This is a genomic window from Proteiniphilum acetatigenes DSM 18083 (assembly GCF_000380985.1).
In the GTDB taxonomy this organism is placed as follows: Bacteria; Bacteroidota; Bacteroidia; order Bacteroidales; family Dysgonomonadaceae; genus Proteiniphilum; species Proteiniphilum acetatigenes.
Window position 1 is genome coordinate 365,903 of the sequence record NZ_KB905693.1, and the last position, 16,724, is coordinate 382,626.

At 43.3% G+C, this 16,724-nt stretch carries 8 protein-coding genes; all 8 read right to left on the minus strand.

Annotated features, from left to right (window positions below; all coding sequences use genetic code 11):
* Positions 1 to 117: 117 nt before the first annotated feature.
* Positions 118 to 4,281: a hybrid sensor histidine kinase/response regulator transcription factor gene (locus F597_RS20065; protein WP_044059999.1), complete on the minus strand. Its 4,164-nt coding sequence runs from the start codon at positions 4,279 to 4,281 to the stop codon at positions 118 to 120.
* A gap of 179 nt (positions 4,282 to 4,460) precedes the next feature.
* The gene (gene trxA / locus F597_RS0103535; RefSeq protein ID WP_019538335.1) at positions 4,461 to 4,775 is read right to left on the minus strand and encodes a thioredoxin; all 315 of its coding nucleotides are present in this window, start codon (positions 4,773 to 4,775) and stop codon (positions 4,461 to 4,463) included.
* A gap of 25 nt (positions 4,776 to 4,800) precedes the next feature.
* Positions 4,801 to 8,544, minus strand: coding sequence for a DNA polymerase III subunit alpha (gene dnaE, locus F597_RS0103540; RefSeq protein ID WP_019538336.1), 3,744 nt, complete (start codon positions 8,542 to 8,544; stop codon positions 4,801 to 4,803).
* A gap of 839 nt (positions 8,545 to 9,383) precedes the next feature.
* The gene (locus tag F597_RS0103550; RefSeq protein ID WP_139224108.1) at positions 9,384 to 10,067 is read right to left on the minus strand and encodes a hypothetical protein; all 684 of its coding nucleotides are present in this window, start codon (positions 10,065 to 10,067) and stop codon (positions 9,384 to 9,386) included.
* 24 nt (positions 10,068 to 10,091) lie between these two features.
* Positions 10,092 to 10,724 carry an outer membrane beta-barrel protein gene (locus F597_RS0103555; RefSeq protein WP_019538339.1) on the minus strand — a complete coding sequence of 211 codons (633 nt, stop codon included), beginning with the start codon at positions 10,722 to 10,724 and terminating at the stop codon, positions 10,092 to 10,094.
* A gap of 257 nt (positions 10,725 to 10,981) precedes the next feature.
* Positions 10,982 to 13,369 (minus strand): ABC transporter permease, encoded by a 2,388-nt coding sequence (locus F597_RS0103560; RefSeq protein WP_019538340.1) that lies wholly within the window; start codon positions 13,367 to 13,369, stop codon positions 10,982 to 10,984.
* 242 nt (positions 13,370 to 13,611) lie between these two features.
* Positions 13,612 to 15,936: an ABC transporter permease gene (locus F597_RS0103565; protein ID WP_019538341.1), complete on the minus strand. Its 2,325-nt coding sequence runs from the start codon at positions 15,934 to 15,936 to the stop codon at positions 13,612 to 13,614.
* Between the two features lie 93 nt (positions 15,937 to 16,029).
* On the minus strand, positions 16,030 to 16,704 hold the full coding sequence (locus tag F597_RS0103570) for an ABC transporter ATP-binding protein (protein WP_019538342.1): 675 nt from the start codon (positions 16,702 to 16,704) through the stop codon (positions 16,030 to 16,032).
* Positions 16,705 to 16,724: the final 20 nt, after the last annotated feature.

A 16,724-nucleotide genomic window follows, 5' to 3' on the forward strand; every position in this document is an offset into this window, starting at 1 on the left:
ATTATTTTTTGTAAAATTAATCATGATTTACATGCCGGCATTTTCTCTATGTTAGCGGTTGCTCTTGCATTTGATAACACAGGGGAGTGTTTTGTTTCCGTAAGGGATGTTAAATGTTTACAAAGATGTTTCGGGTTTATTATTGGGGGATAAAGATGCGTTATTTTGGTATTGGGAGGGTAAAATATCAAACTCTTCTTTGAAGTATTTACTGAAACTTTTGGGATTGTTAAAACCCACCTGATAGGCTATTTCGGAGATATTTAGCTGGCTTTCCCTTAATAATTGGGCCGCCCGTTTAAGACGGATAATGCGGATAAACTCAATGGGGCTTTTTCCGGTGATGGACATCATCTTCTTGTAAAGATGTACTCTGCTTATCCCCAGATCTTTACTTAATCTCTCAACCGAAAACTCACTGTCGTCAATATTATCCTCTACCAATTTTATGGCATTCTTAATTAATTTTTCATCCAACGGAGTGATGGTTATTTCAGCGGGTTCAATTTCTATTTGATTTTTAAATCTGTTCTGACGATAGGATCTTAACTCCAGTATTTTATTAATCCTCAGCAATAAAATATCAAAATTAAACGGTTTTGTAATATAATCGTCGGCACCTGTCTCAAGTCCCCGAAGTTCCTGTTCCTGGGCTGTATGTGCCGTGAGTAAAATGAGGGGAATATGGGATGTGCGTACGTCGTTTTTTACTTTTTCACACAGTTCGTATCCATCCATTTCGGGCATCATCACATCGCTGATAATGATGTCGGGAGAAGATTCAAGAATTTTTTCCCATGCTTCTTTTCCGTTGGATGCCTCCAGTAATGAAAATTCTTTTTTCAACGTATCTTTCATAAAATAGCGGAAATCATCGTTATCGTCCACTAAAAGGATTCGCGTTTCATTCCTTCCCGGGGCTTCGTCGTTTTCCCCGTTACTTACCACATCTCCCGGGTTCTCTATCTGTTCCTCTTTAGTTACTTCGGATTGTGAAACAATATATTTCAGCCTGTCAACCGGGAATTGAAGAATAAACATACTTCCTTTGGGTGCGTTGTCGTATACATGAATGGTTCCTTTACAAATAGAAACAAATTCTTTTACGATGTGTAATCCGATACCGCTTCCGGGAAAATCTTCGTTTTTTGTTTTTCCCTGATAAAAACGTTCAAAAATCCACTTTTTCTCGTCGTCTTTTATCCCAATGCCAGTGTCTATTATTCTTATCTCTATTTGTTCAGGATCGGTCTCTTCGTTTTTAGGTAAAAGTTTTACCAACACATCCACAGTTCCGTTTTTTTCGGTAAATTTTATTGCATTGGAGAGAAGATTCATCATTATCTTCCTCATTTTGTCTTCATCGAATACCATTCTCAATTCATCTACCGATGAGAAAAAGGTCAACCGGATATTCTTCTTTTCCGCATATTCGGTGAAATAGGTGAAAGAATTTTTCAAAAACGAGATAATGTCTCCATAGGATAAATTCAGGGAATGTTCATTCACATCACTTTTTCTGAAATCCAGTAACTGGTTCACCATATTCAACAGCCGTATGGCATTTTTGTGTATCAAAGAAAGCTGGTGTTTTTGATGGTCATCGGCAACGGACTTCATCATATTTTCCAACGGAGATATGATCAATGTCAGAGGTGTGCGCAATTCGTGACTGACATTGGTAAAGAAACGAAGTTTCATTTCATCCATTTCATGTTTCCGTTGTGCTTCCAGTTCTATTTGCTTCATTTTAAACTTCTGTTGTTCGTTTCTTATGATCATATACCGGGCCAGTAACAGGATAGAGATCAGAAGAAAAGCATAGAAGATATAGGCGCCGGCAGACAACCAGAATGGAGGTTTTATACGGATTTGCAGCGCTGTGGATTCTTCACTCCAAAAGCCGTCACTGTTTGCGGCCTTTACCCTAAGAGTGTATTTTCCCGGAGCGAGATTGGTGTAAGTAACACTGTGGACGCCATGGTCGGTTAATAACCAATCCGTATTAAATCCTTCCAACATATAGGCATAGGTTGTTTTTTCAGGGAGCACATAATTCATGGCGGAGAATTCGACCGAAAAAACATTTTGCCCGTATTTGAAGGTGACTTCTTTTACCCGATTCAGCTCCGATGACAGGATCTTATTCCCGTTGTATTCAATTCCGACCTCAACGTCTTCATTGAACAGTCTCAGTCCGGTAAAAAGGACTTTGGGTTGTGAAGTATTATAGCGGATATTTTCCGGATTAAATATATTGAATCCGTTGGTCCCTCCAAGCAGAATTTCTCCATCGGAAGATTTGAATACTGAACGTAAATTAAATTCGTGGCTTTGCAGGCCATCCACTTCACTGTAATTCACAAAAGAAAGATGATATTCATTGGTTTTTGAATCGGTATGGATAATGATATTGGATACGCCGTTAGAAGTAGTGATCCACATATTATGCTGGTTATCTTCAATAATTCCTGAAATCACATTATCGGTAAGCCCGTCGCTTTTGTACAATTGGGTGATTTTATCCTGTTTGGGATCCCAGATATTCAACCCTTCCCGGGTTCCCACCCAAATAAGTCCGCGGCTGTCTTCATACACCTGATTCACGTTCAGATTGGTAAAGGACTGATCCCCTTTGCGGTTGCCCATTAAGATCTCTGAATGTCCGGTTTGTATATCGAAGATTGTAATTCCGATGGCTGTTCCGAGAATTAATTTATCATTTGTACCCAAAAAAAGCGAGGATATATATTCCGAAGATAGTTGTTGTTGTGTACTATTATTGAATGTGGTGAATTGCCTGTTATCCGGATTGAGTTTTTGCAGTCCGCTTCCCAATGTCCCGATCCAGATCATTCCGGATCTGTCCTCAACAATTGACCAGACATTATCGTTGGCAAGACTGTTCGGGTCGTTTGGATCATGGCGATAGTGAATAAACTCTTTTCCGTCGAAGCAATCCATCCCCGACAGGTAGGTGCCGATCCATAACTTTCCGTTTTTGGCAGCACACAGGCTGACGATCACGTTATCGGTCAAAGAAGAGTTCCCGGATGAATAATGGTTATAAATAGGATACGATTCGTCCCTGGTATCTAAACGGACCAATCCGCTTCCGTTTGTGCCGACCCAGATAATTCCTTTGTCATCTTTAATAATGGAATTTACATCGGGTTTGAAGTTATCTACCTTTTTGAAATAATTGAGATGTTCAATGCCGAATTTGTAAATACTTTCGCTGTAGTAAGATATTCCGTTTTTATAGGTGCCGATCCAGATGATACCTGTATTGTCGGGATAAATACAATTAATGCTGTTGTGCGCAATGCTTCGTTTGTCGTAAGGCAGGTTCCGCAAATTTGTCAACGTGTTGGTTTTTTTATCGATAATATCTATTCCCCCATGGTCGGTTGCCATCCAGATCAGCCCGTTGGGATCCTGGATAATATCCTGGATCATGTCACTTGACAATAAAAATGGAAAGTCACTGTGTTTTGATCCCAGATGCTTCCATTCTTTTTGCCGGGAATGGTATAACCAGGTTCCAAGCGGTATATCGGAATAGATCCATACGTTGTTGTCTGCGTCGACAAAGGCCTGATAATTATGGGCATTGCCTTTCTGTTGTTGTTGAATGTAGTTGTCGGTATAAGTGATCCGTAAACTGCTTTTGTCCATATATTGAATAAGGCCGGATTGAAAAACAAACAGATAACTCTCTTCCGCTTCTTTTATATCGGTAATAATCCCGCTGCTTAATTGTCCCGTTTGCCCGTTTTGAGGGAAGAATACCGATTTGCCTGTATCCGGCTGGTACTTGTAAAATCCGAATGAATTTGCATAACACCACATATTTTTATCTTTATCGATAAAGATAAGATCGACCGGGTTTGTTATGCCCATTTCATTTAACAGAATCTGACTCCTTTCGAATTTTTCTTTGTCGGGATTGAACACTACGTATCCATCAGCCGTATGGATCCAAAGCTGTCCGCTTATATCTTCCTGTACATTGCTGACCCAATTATCCGGTAATGAATAATTGTCACTCGGATTGTGAAAAAACACTTTAAATTTATATCCGTCATACCTGTTTAAGCCCGATGCGGTGGAGAACCACATAAAACCCTTACTGTCTTTGAAAATATGATTAATTTGATTGTGGGAAAGTCCGTCACGAACCTCCAGTTGTTTAAAGAGAAATGAAGATTGTCCCAAAAGAGATGGGTAACACCAGAGAAAAATGGGAAAAAGTAAAATAAGACGGAATAATCTCTTCATTGGTTCAATCTTTATACCGAACAGTTTTCCTCAACTCACAGATTGTTTATCTCACAAACATAATAAAAATTATTTGTTCTTTATACAATTATTTAAAATTTTGATACAGACTCTGTTATTAACAAAAAAATCCCGACAATTTATGCCGGGATATTTTGTTAATAATATAAATAGGTTATTTATACTAACTTATCGATTTTCTCAGTAAAAAGTGTTTTGGGGCCTGCACCTACCAGTTTGTCTACCACTTTACCGTTTTTAATGAAAAGCACGGTAGGGATATTGCGGATTCCGTATTTGCCGGTAGTTTCGTCATTCTCATCCACATTGAGTTTGCCTACTACCACTTTATCCTTGTACTCTTCTCCGATCTCTTCGATGATGGGTCCGATCATTTTGCAGGGGCCACACCATTCAGCCCAGAAATCTATGACCACCAGCTTGTCTGTATCCAATACTGAGTCAAGGGTTGCATCTGTAATTTGAAGCGCCATAATTTGTCTTTTTTGTTATTATTTATTAGTTGATTTTAAAGTCGATAGATAAGTTATTCTTTAAGTAATCGATGAACCTTTTATTTACTTGAATTTTGGCTGGCCGTGAAAACAGCTGAATTCTCATGTGCGGTTCTTCACCAATAATTTGGAAATATAACAATGAATTTCCGGAATTGTTTTTTACAAGTGCCGATAATTCAGCTACGGAGGTGTCATCTATTTCTGAAAGAGGAATTTGCAGAGTGATCTTTGACACCAGCTTGTCTTTCACTTCGGATAACAGGGAAATGGAGGATATTTTTACTTCCATCTCTCCCTCCCGGTAACGTCTGGGCTGTACTTTTCCCTCAATATAGATAGAGAGTCCGATACGTGCGTATCTGCCGAAGTTCACACTGTCTTCGCTGAAAAGTGCGATCTCATACTTACCGGCGTAATCTTCCAGTTTGAAGATAGTGTAAGGAGAACCTCTTTTGGTTTGTCCCTCACGTACAGCTGTGACAATGCCTCCAAAGGTGATATCTTTCCCATTGAGAGAATCAAGATCTTGTAATTGCTGCGTATCTGCATTGCAGACATATTTGAGAATAAACTCATATTCATCTAACGGGTGTGCCGATAAATAGATACCAATCAGTTCCCGTTCTTTGTTCAGCCTTTCCAGATCCGACCAGCGGGCGGCCTGGGGAATTTCGGGACGGGCTATCTGGAAAGAGGTATCGTCACCGAACAACGAATTCATTGCTTCTATCTTGTCTTGCTGATACTTATTACCGTAACGGATGAGTGTCTCTAAAAATTCTTCGCCTTTACTGTTCTGGGCAGCAAACTGCTCCCTCTGTATACCGGGAAAGGAGTCGAAAGCTCCTGCCAGTGCCAAAGCCTCAATATTCTTTTTGTTGCAGGAAGAAAGGTTTACACGTTCCACAAAATCGAAAATATCTTTATAACGGCCGTTTTGTATACGCTCTGCGATGATATCGTTTACCGCATTTTGTCCCACGCTCTTGATGGCCGCCAGTCCGAAGCGGACATCACCTGCGTCATTCACGGAAAATTTCAGCATCGACTCATTCACGTCCGGAGGAAGCACGTTGATACCCATCGCCATGCACTCATCCATGAATTTGGTGATTTCAGTGATGTTGTTCAGGTTATTGGAGAGTACCGCCGCCATGTATTCCGACGGGTAGTTGGCCTTGAGCCACGCTGTCTGGTAAGCTACCCAAGAATAACAGGTCGCGTGCGATTTATTGAAAGCGTAAGAGGCAAACTTTTCCCAGTCGTTCCATATCTTATTGAGCACTTTTGCGTCATATCCGTTCTTTGTACCGCCTGCGATGAATTTTTCCTTTAGCGCCGTCATCTTGTCGATCAGTTTTTTTCCCATCGCCTTACGCAACTCATCCGATTGTCCACGTGTGAAATTGGCGAGCAAACGGGACAGAAGCATCACCTGCTCCTGATAGACGGTGATCCCATAGGTCTCATCCAGGTATTTCTCCATGATGGGAATGTCGTATGCGATCTCCTCCCTGCCGTGCTTACGGGCCACAAAAGAAGGGATATAGTCCATGGGCCCCGGACGGTAGAGGGCATTCATCGCTATCAGGTCTTCAAACTTACTTGGTTGCAACTCTTTGAGGTATTTCTGCATACCTGCCGATTCAAACTGGAAGGTCCCGGTGGTCTGTCCGTTACAATAGAGCCTGTAAGTAGCCTCATCGTTCATGTCGATGGCGTCGATGTTTATCTTTATTCCCCGGTTTTGTTCGATGATGGATAGCGCATCTTTGATAATGGAAAGCGTTTTGAGCCCGAGGAAATCCATCTTGATCAACCCTGTCTCCTCGATCACTGACCCTTCATATTGTGTGACCAGCAGCTTCTCTTTGGTCTCTTTATCTTCTGCCGTGCTGATGGGAACTACATCTGAAATATCGGTCTGGCCGATAATTACGCCGCAGGCATGGACTCCTGTGCTTCGTACGTTCCCTTCGAGCATTGCGGCATACTTCAACGTGCTTTTCACCAGCGGGTCGTTGCTCTGGGCAGCCTCCTGCAACTCGGGCACATTCTCTATCGCTGCTTTCAGATTGATTTTTTTGACGTTGGGTATCCTGTCGGGCACGAGCTTGGCGAGCCTGTTCGATTCGGACAGAGGCAGCTTGTGTACACGTGCCACATCGCGGATCGACGATTTTGTAGCCATCGTGCCATAGGTGATGATATGCGCTACCTTCTCACTGCCGTATTTTTCCGTCACCCAGCGTAATACCTTTCCGCGACCCTCATCATCGAAATCGATATCGATATCGGGCATCGAGATACGGTCGGGGTTCAGGAAACGCTCGAACAGCAGATCATATTTCAATGGGTCGATATCGGTGATCCTCAGGCAATATGCTACAGCAGAACCTGCAGCCGATCCACGCCCCGGGCCGACAGCCACATCCATTTCCCGGGCCGCATTGATAAAGTCCTGTACAATCAAAAAGTAGCCGGGAAAACCCATAGTCTTGATGGTCTCCAATTCGAATTCGAGTCGCTCCTCAACTTCCGGAGAGAGCGTATCTCCATATCTTTTTTGAGCACCTTTTTTAGTGAGATATGCAAGATAGTCGGCTTCCAACTTGATACGGATAACTTTGTCATAGCCTCCCAGGCGATGGAAATTGGCTGTGCCGAATTCTTCGACCAGTTCCTTTTCTGAATATTTTTGCTTATAAATCTCTTCGGTACCGAAAGCAGGATCGATAGGATAGAAGGGCATCAGGGCTGCATGATCTACCGAATACCATTCGACTTTGTCGGCGACTTCCAGTGTGTTGATCAACGCCTCGGGAATATCGGCAAAGATACGGTTCATTTCAGCAGTAGTTTTCAGCCACTCCTGCTTGGTATATCGCATCCGGTTGGGGTCATCGAAATCCTTTCCGGTGCTCAGGCAGATCAACCGGTCGTGCGCGTCGGCGTCCTCTTCGTTCACGAAATGAACGTCATTGCTCGCGATTATCTTCACATCATATTTTCTGGCGATACGGATCAGCTCCTGATTTACTCTTTCCTGTTTGGGGTAGGTGGTCTGGTCGGCATCAACCCTGTCGGTCTTATGTCGTTGGAGTTCGATATAGTAATCTTCACCGAAAATGCCTTTGAACCACTGTACCGCCTCTTCGGCTTCCTGTATCTGTCCGCTGTCGATTTTCCGGGAGATTTCACCGCCAAGGCAGGCTGAGGAGACGATCAGTCCTTCGTGGTATTGTTCGAGTAGTTCCTTATCGATACGTGGGCGATAGTAAAAGCCTTCGGTCCAGCTCTTGGAGACCATCTTGATAAGGTTTTTATACCCTTGCAGGTTCTTGGCAAGCACGACCAGGTGCCACCCGCTGCCGTCGATCTTCTCCGACTGCAGATGACGGTTACGGCGTGCCACGTAGCATTCGCACCCTACTATCGGTTTAAACAGTTTACTTTCCGTCTCGGTGAGTTTTTGACGGAGTTGCCCGATCTTCTCTCCACTTTCCCCTTTCTTCTCCAGATCGCTTATCTCGCTCTTTATTTTTTTTATTTCTGCGTTTACCGGAGCATTTTTCCTGGCGGCATAATTGAGGAATTCCTTGATGCCGTACATGGCACCGTGGTCGGTCAGCGCCAGCGCTTTCATACCGTCTCCTACGGCTTTGTCGATCAGGCGTTGTATGCTTGCCTGCCCGTCGAGCAGTGAATACTGCGAGTGAACATGTAGATGTACAAACGGATGCATATAATTTGGTCGTATTTTTTAGACTATTTCGTTAAGCTAAATGAGCAAAGTCAAACTTGTTTGAACTTTGCCATGGCGAGAAATAGTCTAACTTTAGTGAATTCTGAGTAGGGCAAATATAGTGAAAGCCGAAAGGTAAGCCAAACTTGTTTGAGCCTACCTGAGGCGCATCCTATATTCTACAAAAATACGGAAATTCGACCAACATTCTCGGAGTTATTGTCAGAAGTTATCAACGGGTGATGGTATCTATCTTATTAAATTACCAATTACTAATTACTAATTACCAATTACCAAAAGACTAAAAATAAAAAGTGAAAAACTAAAAGTGAAAAATTATCGAAGATTATGCGTACTGCTCATTGCATGAATTCAACTGTTATAATAGGAATTATATCTCTTTTTGCCACGAAATCAACCCCCTTGTCTCTAAGGGAGCCTGCATATACGTCGTATCCTGCACGTCGGAGTTCCGGATAAACCAGGTTTTCCGGCTTATATCCATGCCGTAGCCAAATCCGGAATAGAGCCAATTTTTGAACGACAGATCATTGATATAATCTATTTTTTTGTCTCATCTTTGGGCAAAATAAAAAGTTCGGGCAAAGCTCCACTCTCCATGTAGTTTTTTTCAAAAAACTTCTATCAATTTGTAAAATAAACTCTTGTCAATTTGTCAATATAAGCATGATAACTTTCATTAATGCCTGTCTGTCCTGTCTTTTCCGATACGAGTTTATCCGTGAAGTGGATCTTATCCGTCCGATACCTTCTGATTCTGTCAGGGTTGGTAAAACAGGATATTTCATTCTATGGTCGCGTTTTTTATCGGCAAAATTTCACATAATCCTTATCGTAATCCTACCATAGTTATTATTTTGTGAAAGAAATTTTGAGAGAGATTGCCCATCGAGGATAACACTTCGGTGAGCGGTGTACATATCGTACCAACCATACCCGAGACCGATAAAAAGCCTGAACCCTTTATCTCCTCTTTTGAAATGGTGAAATAACCCCGCCTCCACAAATACACCGGGTGAAAATTTGGAGAATTGGAACTTCCCGATAATCTCCGGTTGCCGGTTCAAATCACTTCCTGTCCGCTTTTCTATCGAAATATAATCAAACGGAATTGGTTCAAATAAGAAAGAGCCATTTCCGTATATTCCGGTATTCCCGATAAGTGAGCGCATATAAAAAGTAGATAAGACTATGTTCAGGTGTTTTGCACTTTTATTATGTAAATAATAACTACTGGTTTGTTCTACGTTCGACCACTGGGGTATATCCAGTGAAGCTGCGGCAAACATAACTCCTCCAGAAACACCAAAACCGGGATTAAATAACCAGTTACGATTAACAGAAAAATGGGCTGCTACATTTTCTGAATTGGCATACAAACCTCCATCTAAACTAAGTGATGCTTGTTCCTGGGCAAGTGAGAAATTGGACTTCAATAGGAAACAACCAACCATTAAGATTATATGGCAAACATGAAATATTTTACCTCTTGATTGTTTCATATTTTTAGCAATATGTGAATAAACTCAATGCAGATAATAGACAACACCCAAACGGAAGCCACTTTCGTCTGTACGCTGATGATAATTTTCCATAGAAAAAGGGATCAGGTTATGCATTTTATAGTAGAGATTGACAAACAAGCCTACCGGTATATTTTTCAGGTTATATTTTGCACCGACACCGATAGTCGCACCAATGCCGGTCTGGCTATCCAGATGATTCTCTTTTCCGGTATCTATCCCAAGTAACAATCCTCCGTTCAAAAAGAAATATTTCAAAAATGCCCAACGCACCGTTACCGGTATATCGACTACAGCATTCGTTACATTGTAGGGCTCCGGCGCATCCGGTCCAAGCGATGCATTACTGAATTGATACGTATATTTACTATAGGAGATACCGGTTTCTATATCCAAACGTTTTGTGAGAGGGCGTATATAGGTAATTCCCAAAGAATAATACCCCTTGCCGACATATCCACCCGCCCCATCAAGGCTTTCAAAATAGAAGGCATCATTGTCCCCTAAACCGGAATAGGTGATGCCAATGGCACCTTTTGAGTCGGAAAAAGTTGATTGTGCATGTAGATTGCCCTGCCAAAAAAGTGGAACGGAAAAAAGTAATCCAATCAGGAAGCATTGTGCTGATCGTTTCATACCAGTACTTTTTAGTTATTAGAAATCAATTCTGTCCCGGTAAAGATTTTCATCGTTGCCTCATACAGTGTAATATTGTTGCTGGTGGAATTACAACCTTGTAATATGACCACACATTGTAGATTATACTATTAAGATGTACAAGATGGAAAAACGTTGCTTCATTTTTTTATTAATTTTTTTTATTTGTATATATATTCAATTACCGATTGAACGAGAATCCCTTCCTATTTCATCTGCTTTTCTACTAACGATTATCATTCACTTTTCACCACCTCTGCAGGATTTTGGGTGGAAGCCCGCCAGCTTTGCCACGATACCGAAGCGACTGATATCAGCAACACGGCAATGCCTGCCAGAGCGAATATCCACCAGTCGAGTGTGGTTTTATGGGCGAAGTCGGTCAGCCATTGCTGCATGACCCACCAGGCGAGGGGTGAAGCGATGACAAAGGCGAAGAGGATGCGGTAGATAAAATTCATATTCAGCATCCGGATGATCTGTCCGGGCTGTGCTCCGTTTACTTTGCGGATGGCGATCTCTTTCCGCCGCCGTTTGACGATAAACGCCATAAAGATGATCAATCCCAGGTTGGCAATGATTAGGCATAACAATGAAAACAGGTTGACAAGCCTTCCGGCGTTGAACTCATTCCGGTAGACTTTTCCATAGACGTCCTGTAAAAAACTGTAATTGGCAGGGTAATCAGGGTTGACCGTGTTCCATACTTCGTTGAATATCTTCACGCCCTCTTCCTGTTTGCCCGGCCCGAATTTCAGCATAAAACAATGCCGGAACATCTGCCGCTGCATGATCAGCATTGGGATGGATTCTTCGTAGATATTGATATAGGTAAAGTCATCGGTCACGCCGCAGATTGTTCCTTTATTTACATAGTCGAGAGAACCATGAGTGATTTGTATATTTTTCCCGATCGCTTCTTCCGGAGAGTTGAATCCCAGCACGCTGAGCGCTTTACGGTTGAGCATATATTGTTCCGTTAAATCAATTGGGATTTCTTTGCCTGCAAGATAATTCATCAAAATGTCGGATTCTTCCTTGTAAGTCATTTTATAGGGATCAAATACCTTCCCTGCAATGAATTTGATATCAAAAAACGAAAAAAAGTCTTCTCCAACCAGGAGAATGGGTAAGAACTGGGATTCGCTTTTACCCTCCACAGTGAGGTTTATACCATCCCGAATAGCAGTGCCGGGCAACTGAAATGCGGTAGTAGCCTCTTCTATCTCCGGATGTTTCAGCAGCTCCGTTTTCAATAGTTCATAGCGCTCTTTTACGTCATCGGGTTGCTCCTCCATTACAAGAATATTCTCTGTTTTACCGCCAACTTGCGTTGTTTTTATCAGGTCGAGTTGTCTTGATATACCGAATGAGATGATCACGATAAATATCACAATCGCGTATTGCATTACAAGCATATACCGGATATTGGCGAATGAGAAACGGGTAGGGCTGAGGCTGTCCCGCGTACTGATAAACATGGTAGAGGAAATACTTGCCAGTGCGGGTATAAAGGAAACAAAAAGGGTAATCCCCCAAAAACAGAGGGTCAACCATATTGTCCCATGGGAGAATAAGTTGACTGTTGCAAAATGAAGGGTGGGAGCCAGATAGTAAGCAGCTATTCCTCCGAACAGGATGGAAAGCAGGCCGACCAGAAAGGCCGGTATAGCTTCATTATAGAGGATGGTGGAAGCATCGGCACCATTTAGCCTCAATAGCTGGTAATACCTTTTATTGTAGGAAAACAGGAGGCTATGATTCAGCCATAAATTGAATAATACCACCACTAACAACAAGATATTGGCTCCTGTAATCAGATAGATGTAATAGATATTTCCGTTATGCTCCATTTCCCGTTGTGCACGGCTATGGAGATGGATATCTGTCAGCGGCATCAGGTGAGCTGTCACTTTCTCCGTTAAATTTTCAAATGCATCATAATGGGCTTCAACCTGTTTTTTCACCTGGGGGATGCCATCCTTATCATTCAGTAAAAGATAGACATAGGTCCATTCGGGTACATCGTGCCGTCGGTGAAAGAGCAGGTCGGTATGGAAGTGGGAGTTTTCGGGGAAATCATCAAAAACGCCGCTCACAAAATAAGTCTTTGAATCCATTCGCCGCCCTTCCAGGGAGAGTTCTTTCCCCAAAGGGCTCTCGTTACCGAATAGTTCCTGTGCCAGGGAATGGCTGACGAGGATACTCTCCGGTGATTTCAGTACGGTCGACGGATCACCCGCAGCAAGCGAGTAGCTGAATACCTCGAAGAAATTGGGGGAGACTGCATAGAAGTCGTTCATGATGCGCCGTTCTCCCGCATAGGTCAATACAGCTGTGTTGACTTTGGAGATGGATACAAATTGCTCGATCTCTGCAATTTTTTCCAGTTCCGATTCCACATTTTGCAGATAGAGGCGTCCGTCCAGAGGTTCATCGTCATATTGTATCGATAACCGCACCATATGGTCGGCATTCTCATTGAAACGGTCGTAGCTCAACTCCTTCCGGATGTATTGATACGACAAGAGCAGACAGGCGAAGATCACCGACAAACCCAACAAATTGACAATACGCAGGGAGCTGCTTTTCACAAGACGACGAAAAATAACGGTTATATTCATTTTATATATTTCAGATTTGGGATGTAGGATGTAGGATGTAGGATTTGGGATGTTGGAATTATATCAGGCTGATAAATTGGTAATTAGTGATTGGTAATTATTGATTAAAATCACCCTTTTACTCTCCCGGTCTCCCCATCTCCCCATCTCCCCATTCTCCCATTCTCCCATTCTCCCATTCTCCCACCTTCCTACATTATTCTTATTGGCATATTAGCATATTGAACTATTGGCACATTAAATTACTCTCCTTTCAACGAATCCACCGGGTTGGCCCGTGCCGCTTTCCAGGTCATATAACTTACCGAAATCAAAGTGAGAAGAAGTACTGCCAATCCGGCGACAGCAAATACCCACCATGAAAGTCCGATTTTGTAGGGAAAGTTCTCGAACCATTTTGTCATGGCGTAGTACGCGGCAGGGCAGGCGACCACAAACGCGATAGCGACTCTTTTCAGCGAGTCTTTGTTAAGCAGGAACAGCACCTCTTTTTCCGTAGCGCCATTAATCTTCCGCAGGGCGATCTCTTTCTCCTTCTGACGGATCAGGTAGAGCGACATGGCAAACACGCCCATCACCATAATGACAATGGTGAGTATCGTAAAGGCGCTCATAATGGATGATGTTTTCCGGACGCTTTCGTAATTCTGTTGAATCCCGTCATCCACAAACCGGGCTTCGAACAGTTCTCCTCTGGTGTATTGGGTATATTCTTTTTCAATGCGTTTTGCCGTACCGTAATAATCGGTTCCCGGCATCATTTTCACAATAATATTCCATGGTTCTTCATTGCTTCTTCGCCAACGCATGCGTAACATGTTGTACTCCCGCTCCAAGGTGCGTATCTTGAAATCGTTGAAAATACCCGCGATCTGCGCTTTATCCTCTCCGCCCCAAACGCGGAATGTTTGTGTTGCCGGATCCGCATGTACCGCTTTGTATGCCTTATCGCTCAACCACCAGGTCTCTTTCGTAGACGGAATACCGGTCGGTTCAATTGTGATGCCGTATATTTGAAAGAATGCCGAATCCACATAAAATTCCTGAAAACTGAACTGCTCACCGTCTTGCTCATAAGAATTGTTATTGCCGCCACCGAGGGGCGTCCCACATGAAAAGGAGACCAGGTCCACGCCCGGAATTCCCAGAAGTTTTGCTTTAAACCCGTCTATCTGCGTTGTATCTAACCCGGTGTTGTCTATTTCCAGAATCCCCTCGCGGTTGTATCCTATATCGTAATTGATCAGGAAATCGGACTGCCGCTGGATAAAAATGGCGCATATAAGTAATGCAATTGCCACTGTATATTGGAATATGATCAATACTTTGGAATAGGACGATTTCACTTTCCGGGAGAAAGTCCCTTTCACCACTTCCAGCGGGTTGAAGTTGGAGATGATGAGTGCCGGGATAATCCCTGCGACGAACGAAATGATCAATACGAAGAGGATAGATGTTCCGATCATGGCGGGTGTAAACTGATGCGCCAGATCAAGCGTTGTGTCCAGTACGTTGTTAAAGAACGGTTCGGCAAGAAATGCCAGCAGTAGCCCGGCAAGGAAAGTAACGGCGGTTATCAGCAGCGACTCGGTAAGGAGTTGGGAAACCAGTCTGGATTTGCTGCTTCCCAGCAGCTTTTTGATGGCCGACTCTTTACCGCGGAATCCTGCCTGCGCTACCGTGAGGTTGATATAATTCAACAGGGCGATCACCAATATCAGGATAGCGATTGCCATATAGACCGTAATGGCGGTTCTGCTGTTGTGTTTTAAAACCCCATAACCTGAATAGGTAAGCGTAAAATAGGCATCCTTCAGGGGAATGATATTTACCGATTTCCCAAATCCTCTTTTGTAAAACCAAAAATTCTCCTTGAACAAATCGAGCAACGCGGGTGATTTCGATGTAAAATCCGCACCTTTTTTTTCGAGAAAAAAGGCGGTAAAGCCGAAGTTGTTATTTGTTTCGAGTATATAATCGCCCCAGTATTGGGTGATGGAATTGTAGTTAACGAGTATTTCCGCATCGGGAATAATGGTGTTTTCCGGCATATTTCCCATTATTCCCGTGATGGTATGTTCGTTGTTATCGATAAAGAGGCTTTTGCCGACGGGATCCTCATCCCCAAAATATTGGGAGGCAAAGCTGCGGGTAACGACCACGCTTTTACGTGCTTCCAACACCCGTGCCGGGTCGCCTTCGAGGACTTTAAAGGAAAAGACATGGAAGAATGTAGAGTCGGCAAATAAAGCCTTTACTTTTACCTTGTCGAGTCCCTTTTTTCCGAGCGCCACTTCGCGGGAAAGTACCCGGGCAAACGATTCCACTTCGGGACAATTGTCCTTCACAAACTGCGGTACGGGATTTCCCAGCATCGACTCGGTGCCGTTCGCAATCAGGAAAATACGGTCTTTATTTTCCTGGAAATCGTCCACCGAGAGTTGCTGCCTGACATATAGTCCCAGAATAATGACGAACATCAGCGAGATGGAAAACCCGACGACAGAAACAAACGTGTAGAGCTTGTTGCGCGAAAGGAATTTCAGATAGGTCTTTAAGTTGAGCATATTAATTGATAATTGATAATGGACAATTGACAATGGATAAAGACTTTCACTCGTGCAAGGAAGTTCTTGCTGAATGCCGACGGCCGATTACTATTACATCTGTACCTCGGTGACGATCTGTCCGTCGAACAGGTTGACGATGCGGTGCGCGAACGAGGCATCGTGTTGCGAGTGGGTTACCATCACGATGGTGGTTCCTTCCCTGTTCAATTCGGTAAGCAGGTCCATCACATCCTTCCCGTTCTTGGAATCCAGGTTCCCGGTCGGCTCGTCGGCAAGGATCAGTTTGGGGTTGGCGATCACGGCACGGGCAATGGCTACGCGCTGCTGCTGTCCACCCGAAAGTTGATTCGGAAAATGTCCCGCACGGTGGCTGATGTTCATGCGGCGAAGCACTTCTTCTACCCGTCTCTTGCGTTCCGACGGCTTTACTTTGAGGTAGGTGAGCGGCAGTTCCACGTTTTCATATACTGTCATTTCCTCGATCAGGTTGAAGCTCTGGAACACGAAGCCGATTTTTCCCTTGCGCGTCTGCGTGCGTTCTTTTTCCTTCAGGTGGCCGACCTCTTTGCTATCGAGGTAATATTCACCCGACGTAGGGTTGTCCAGTAGCCCGAGGATATTCAGCAGGGTCGATTTACCACACCCCGACGGCCCCATAACTGCCACAAATTCGCCCTCTTTCACCTCCATTGAAATGTTATTCAACGCGATGGTTTCCACTTCTTCCGTACGGAATACTTTTTTTAATTCATTAATCTTAATCATAATTGTAAATTTATTTATTT

Excerpts from the sequence above, each read along its gene's own strand:
- F597_RS0103570 (WP_019538342.1), bottom strand. The coding sequence starts at position 16,704 with ATGATTAAGATTAATGAATTAAAAAAAGTATTCCGTACGGAAGAAGTG.
- dnaE (WP_019538336.1), bottom strand. The coding sequence starts at position 8,544 with ATGCATCCGTTTGTACATCTACATGTTCACTCGCAGTATTCACTGCTC.
- F597_RS0103565 (WP_019538341.1), bottom strand. The coding sequence starts at position 15,936 with ATGCTCAACTTAAAGACCTATCTGAAATTCCTTTCGCGCAACAAGCTC.
- F597_RS0103555 (WP_019538339.1), bottom strand. The coding sequence starts at position 10,724 with ATGAAACGATCAGCACAATGCTTCCTGATTGGATTACTTTTTTCCGTT.
- F597_RS0103560 (WP_019538340.1), bottom strand. The coding sequence starts at position 13,369 with ATGAATATAACCGTTATTTTTCGTCGTCTTGTGAAAAGCAGCTCCCTG.
- F597_RS0103550 (WP_139224108.1), bottom strand. The coding sequence starts at position 10,067 with ATGAAACAATCAAGAGGTAAAATATTTCATGTTTGCCATATAATCTTA.
- F597_RS20065 (WP_044059999.1), bottom strand. The coding sequence starts at position 4,281 with ATGAAGAGATTATTCCGTCTTATTTTACTTTTTCCCATTTTTCTCTGG.
- trxA (WP_019538335.1), bottom strand. The coding sequence starts at position 4,775 with ATGGCGCTTCAAATTACAGATGCAACCCTTGACTCAGTATTGGATACA.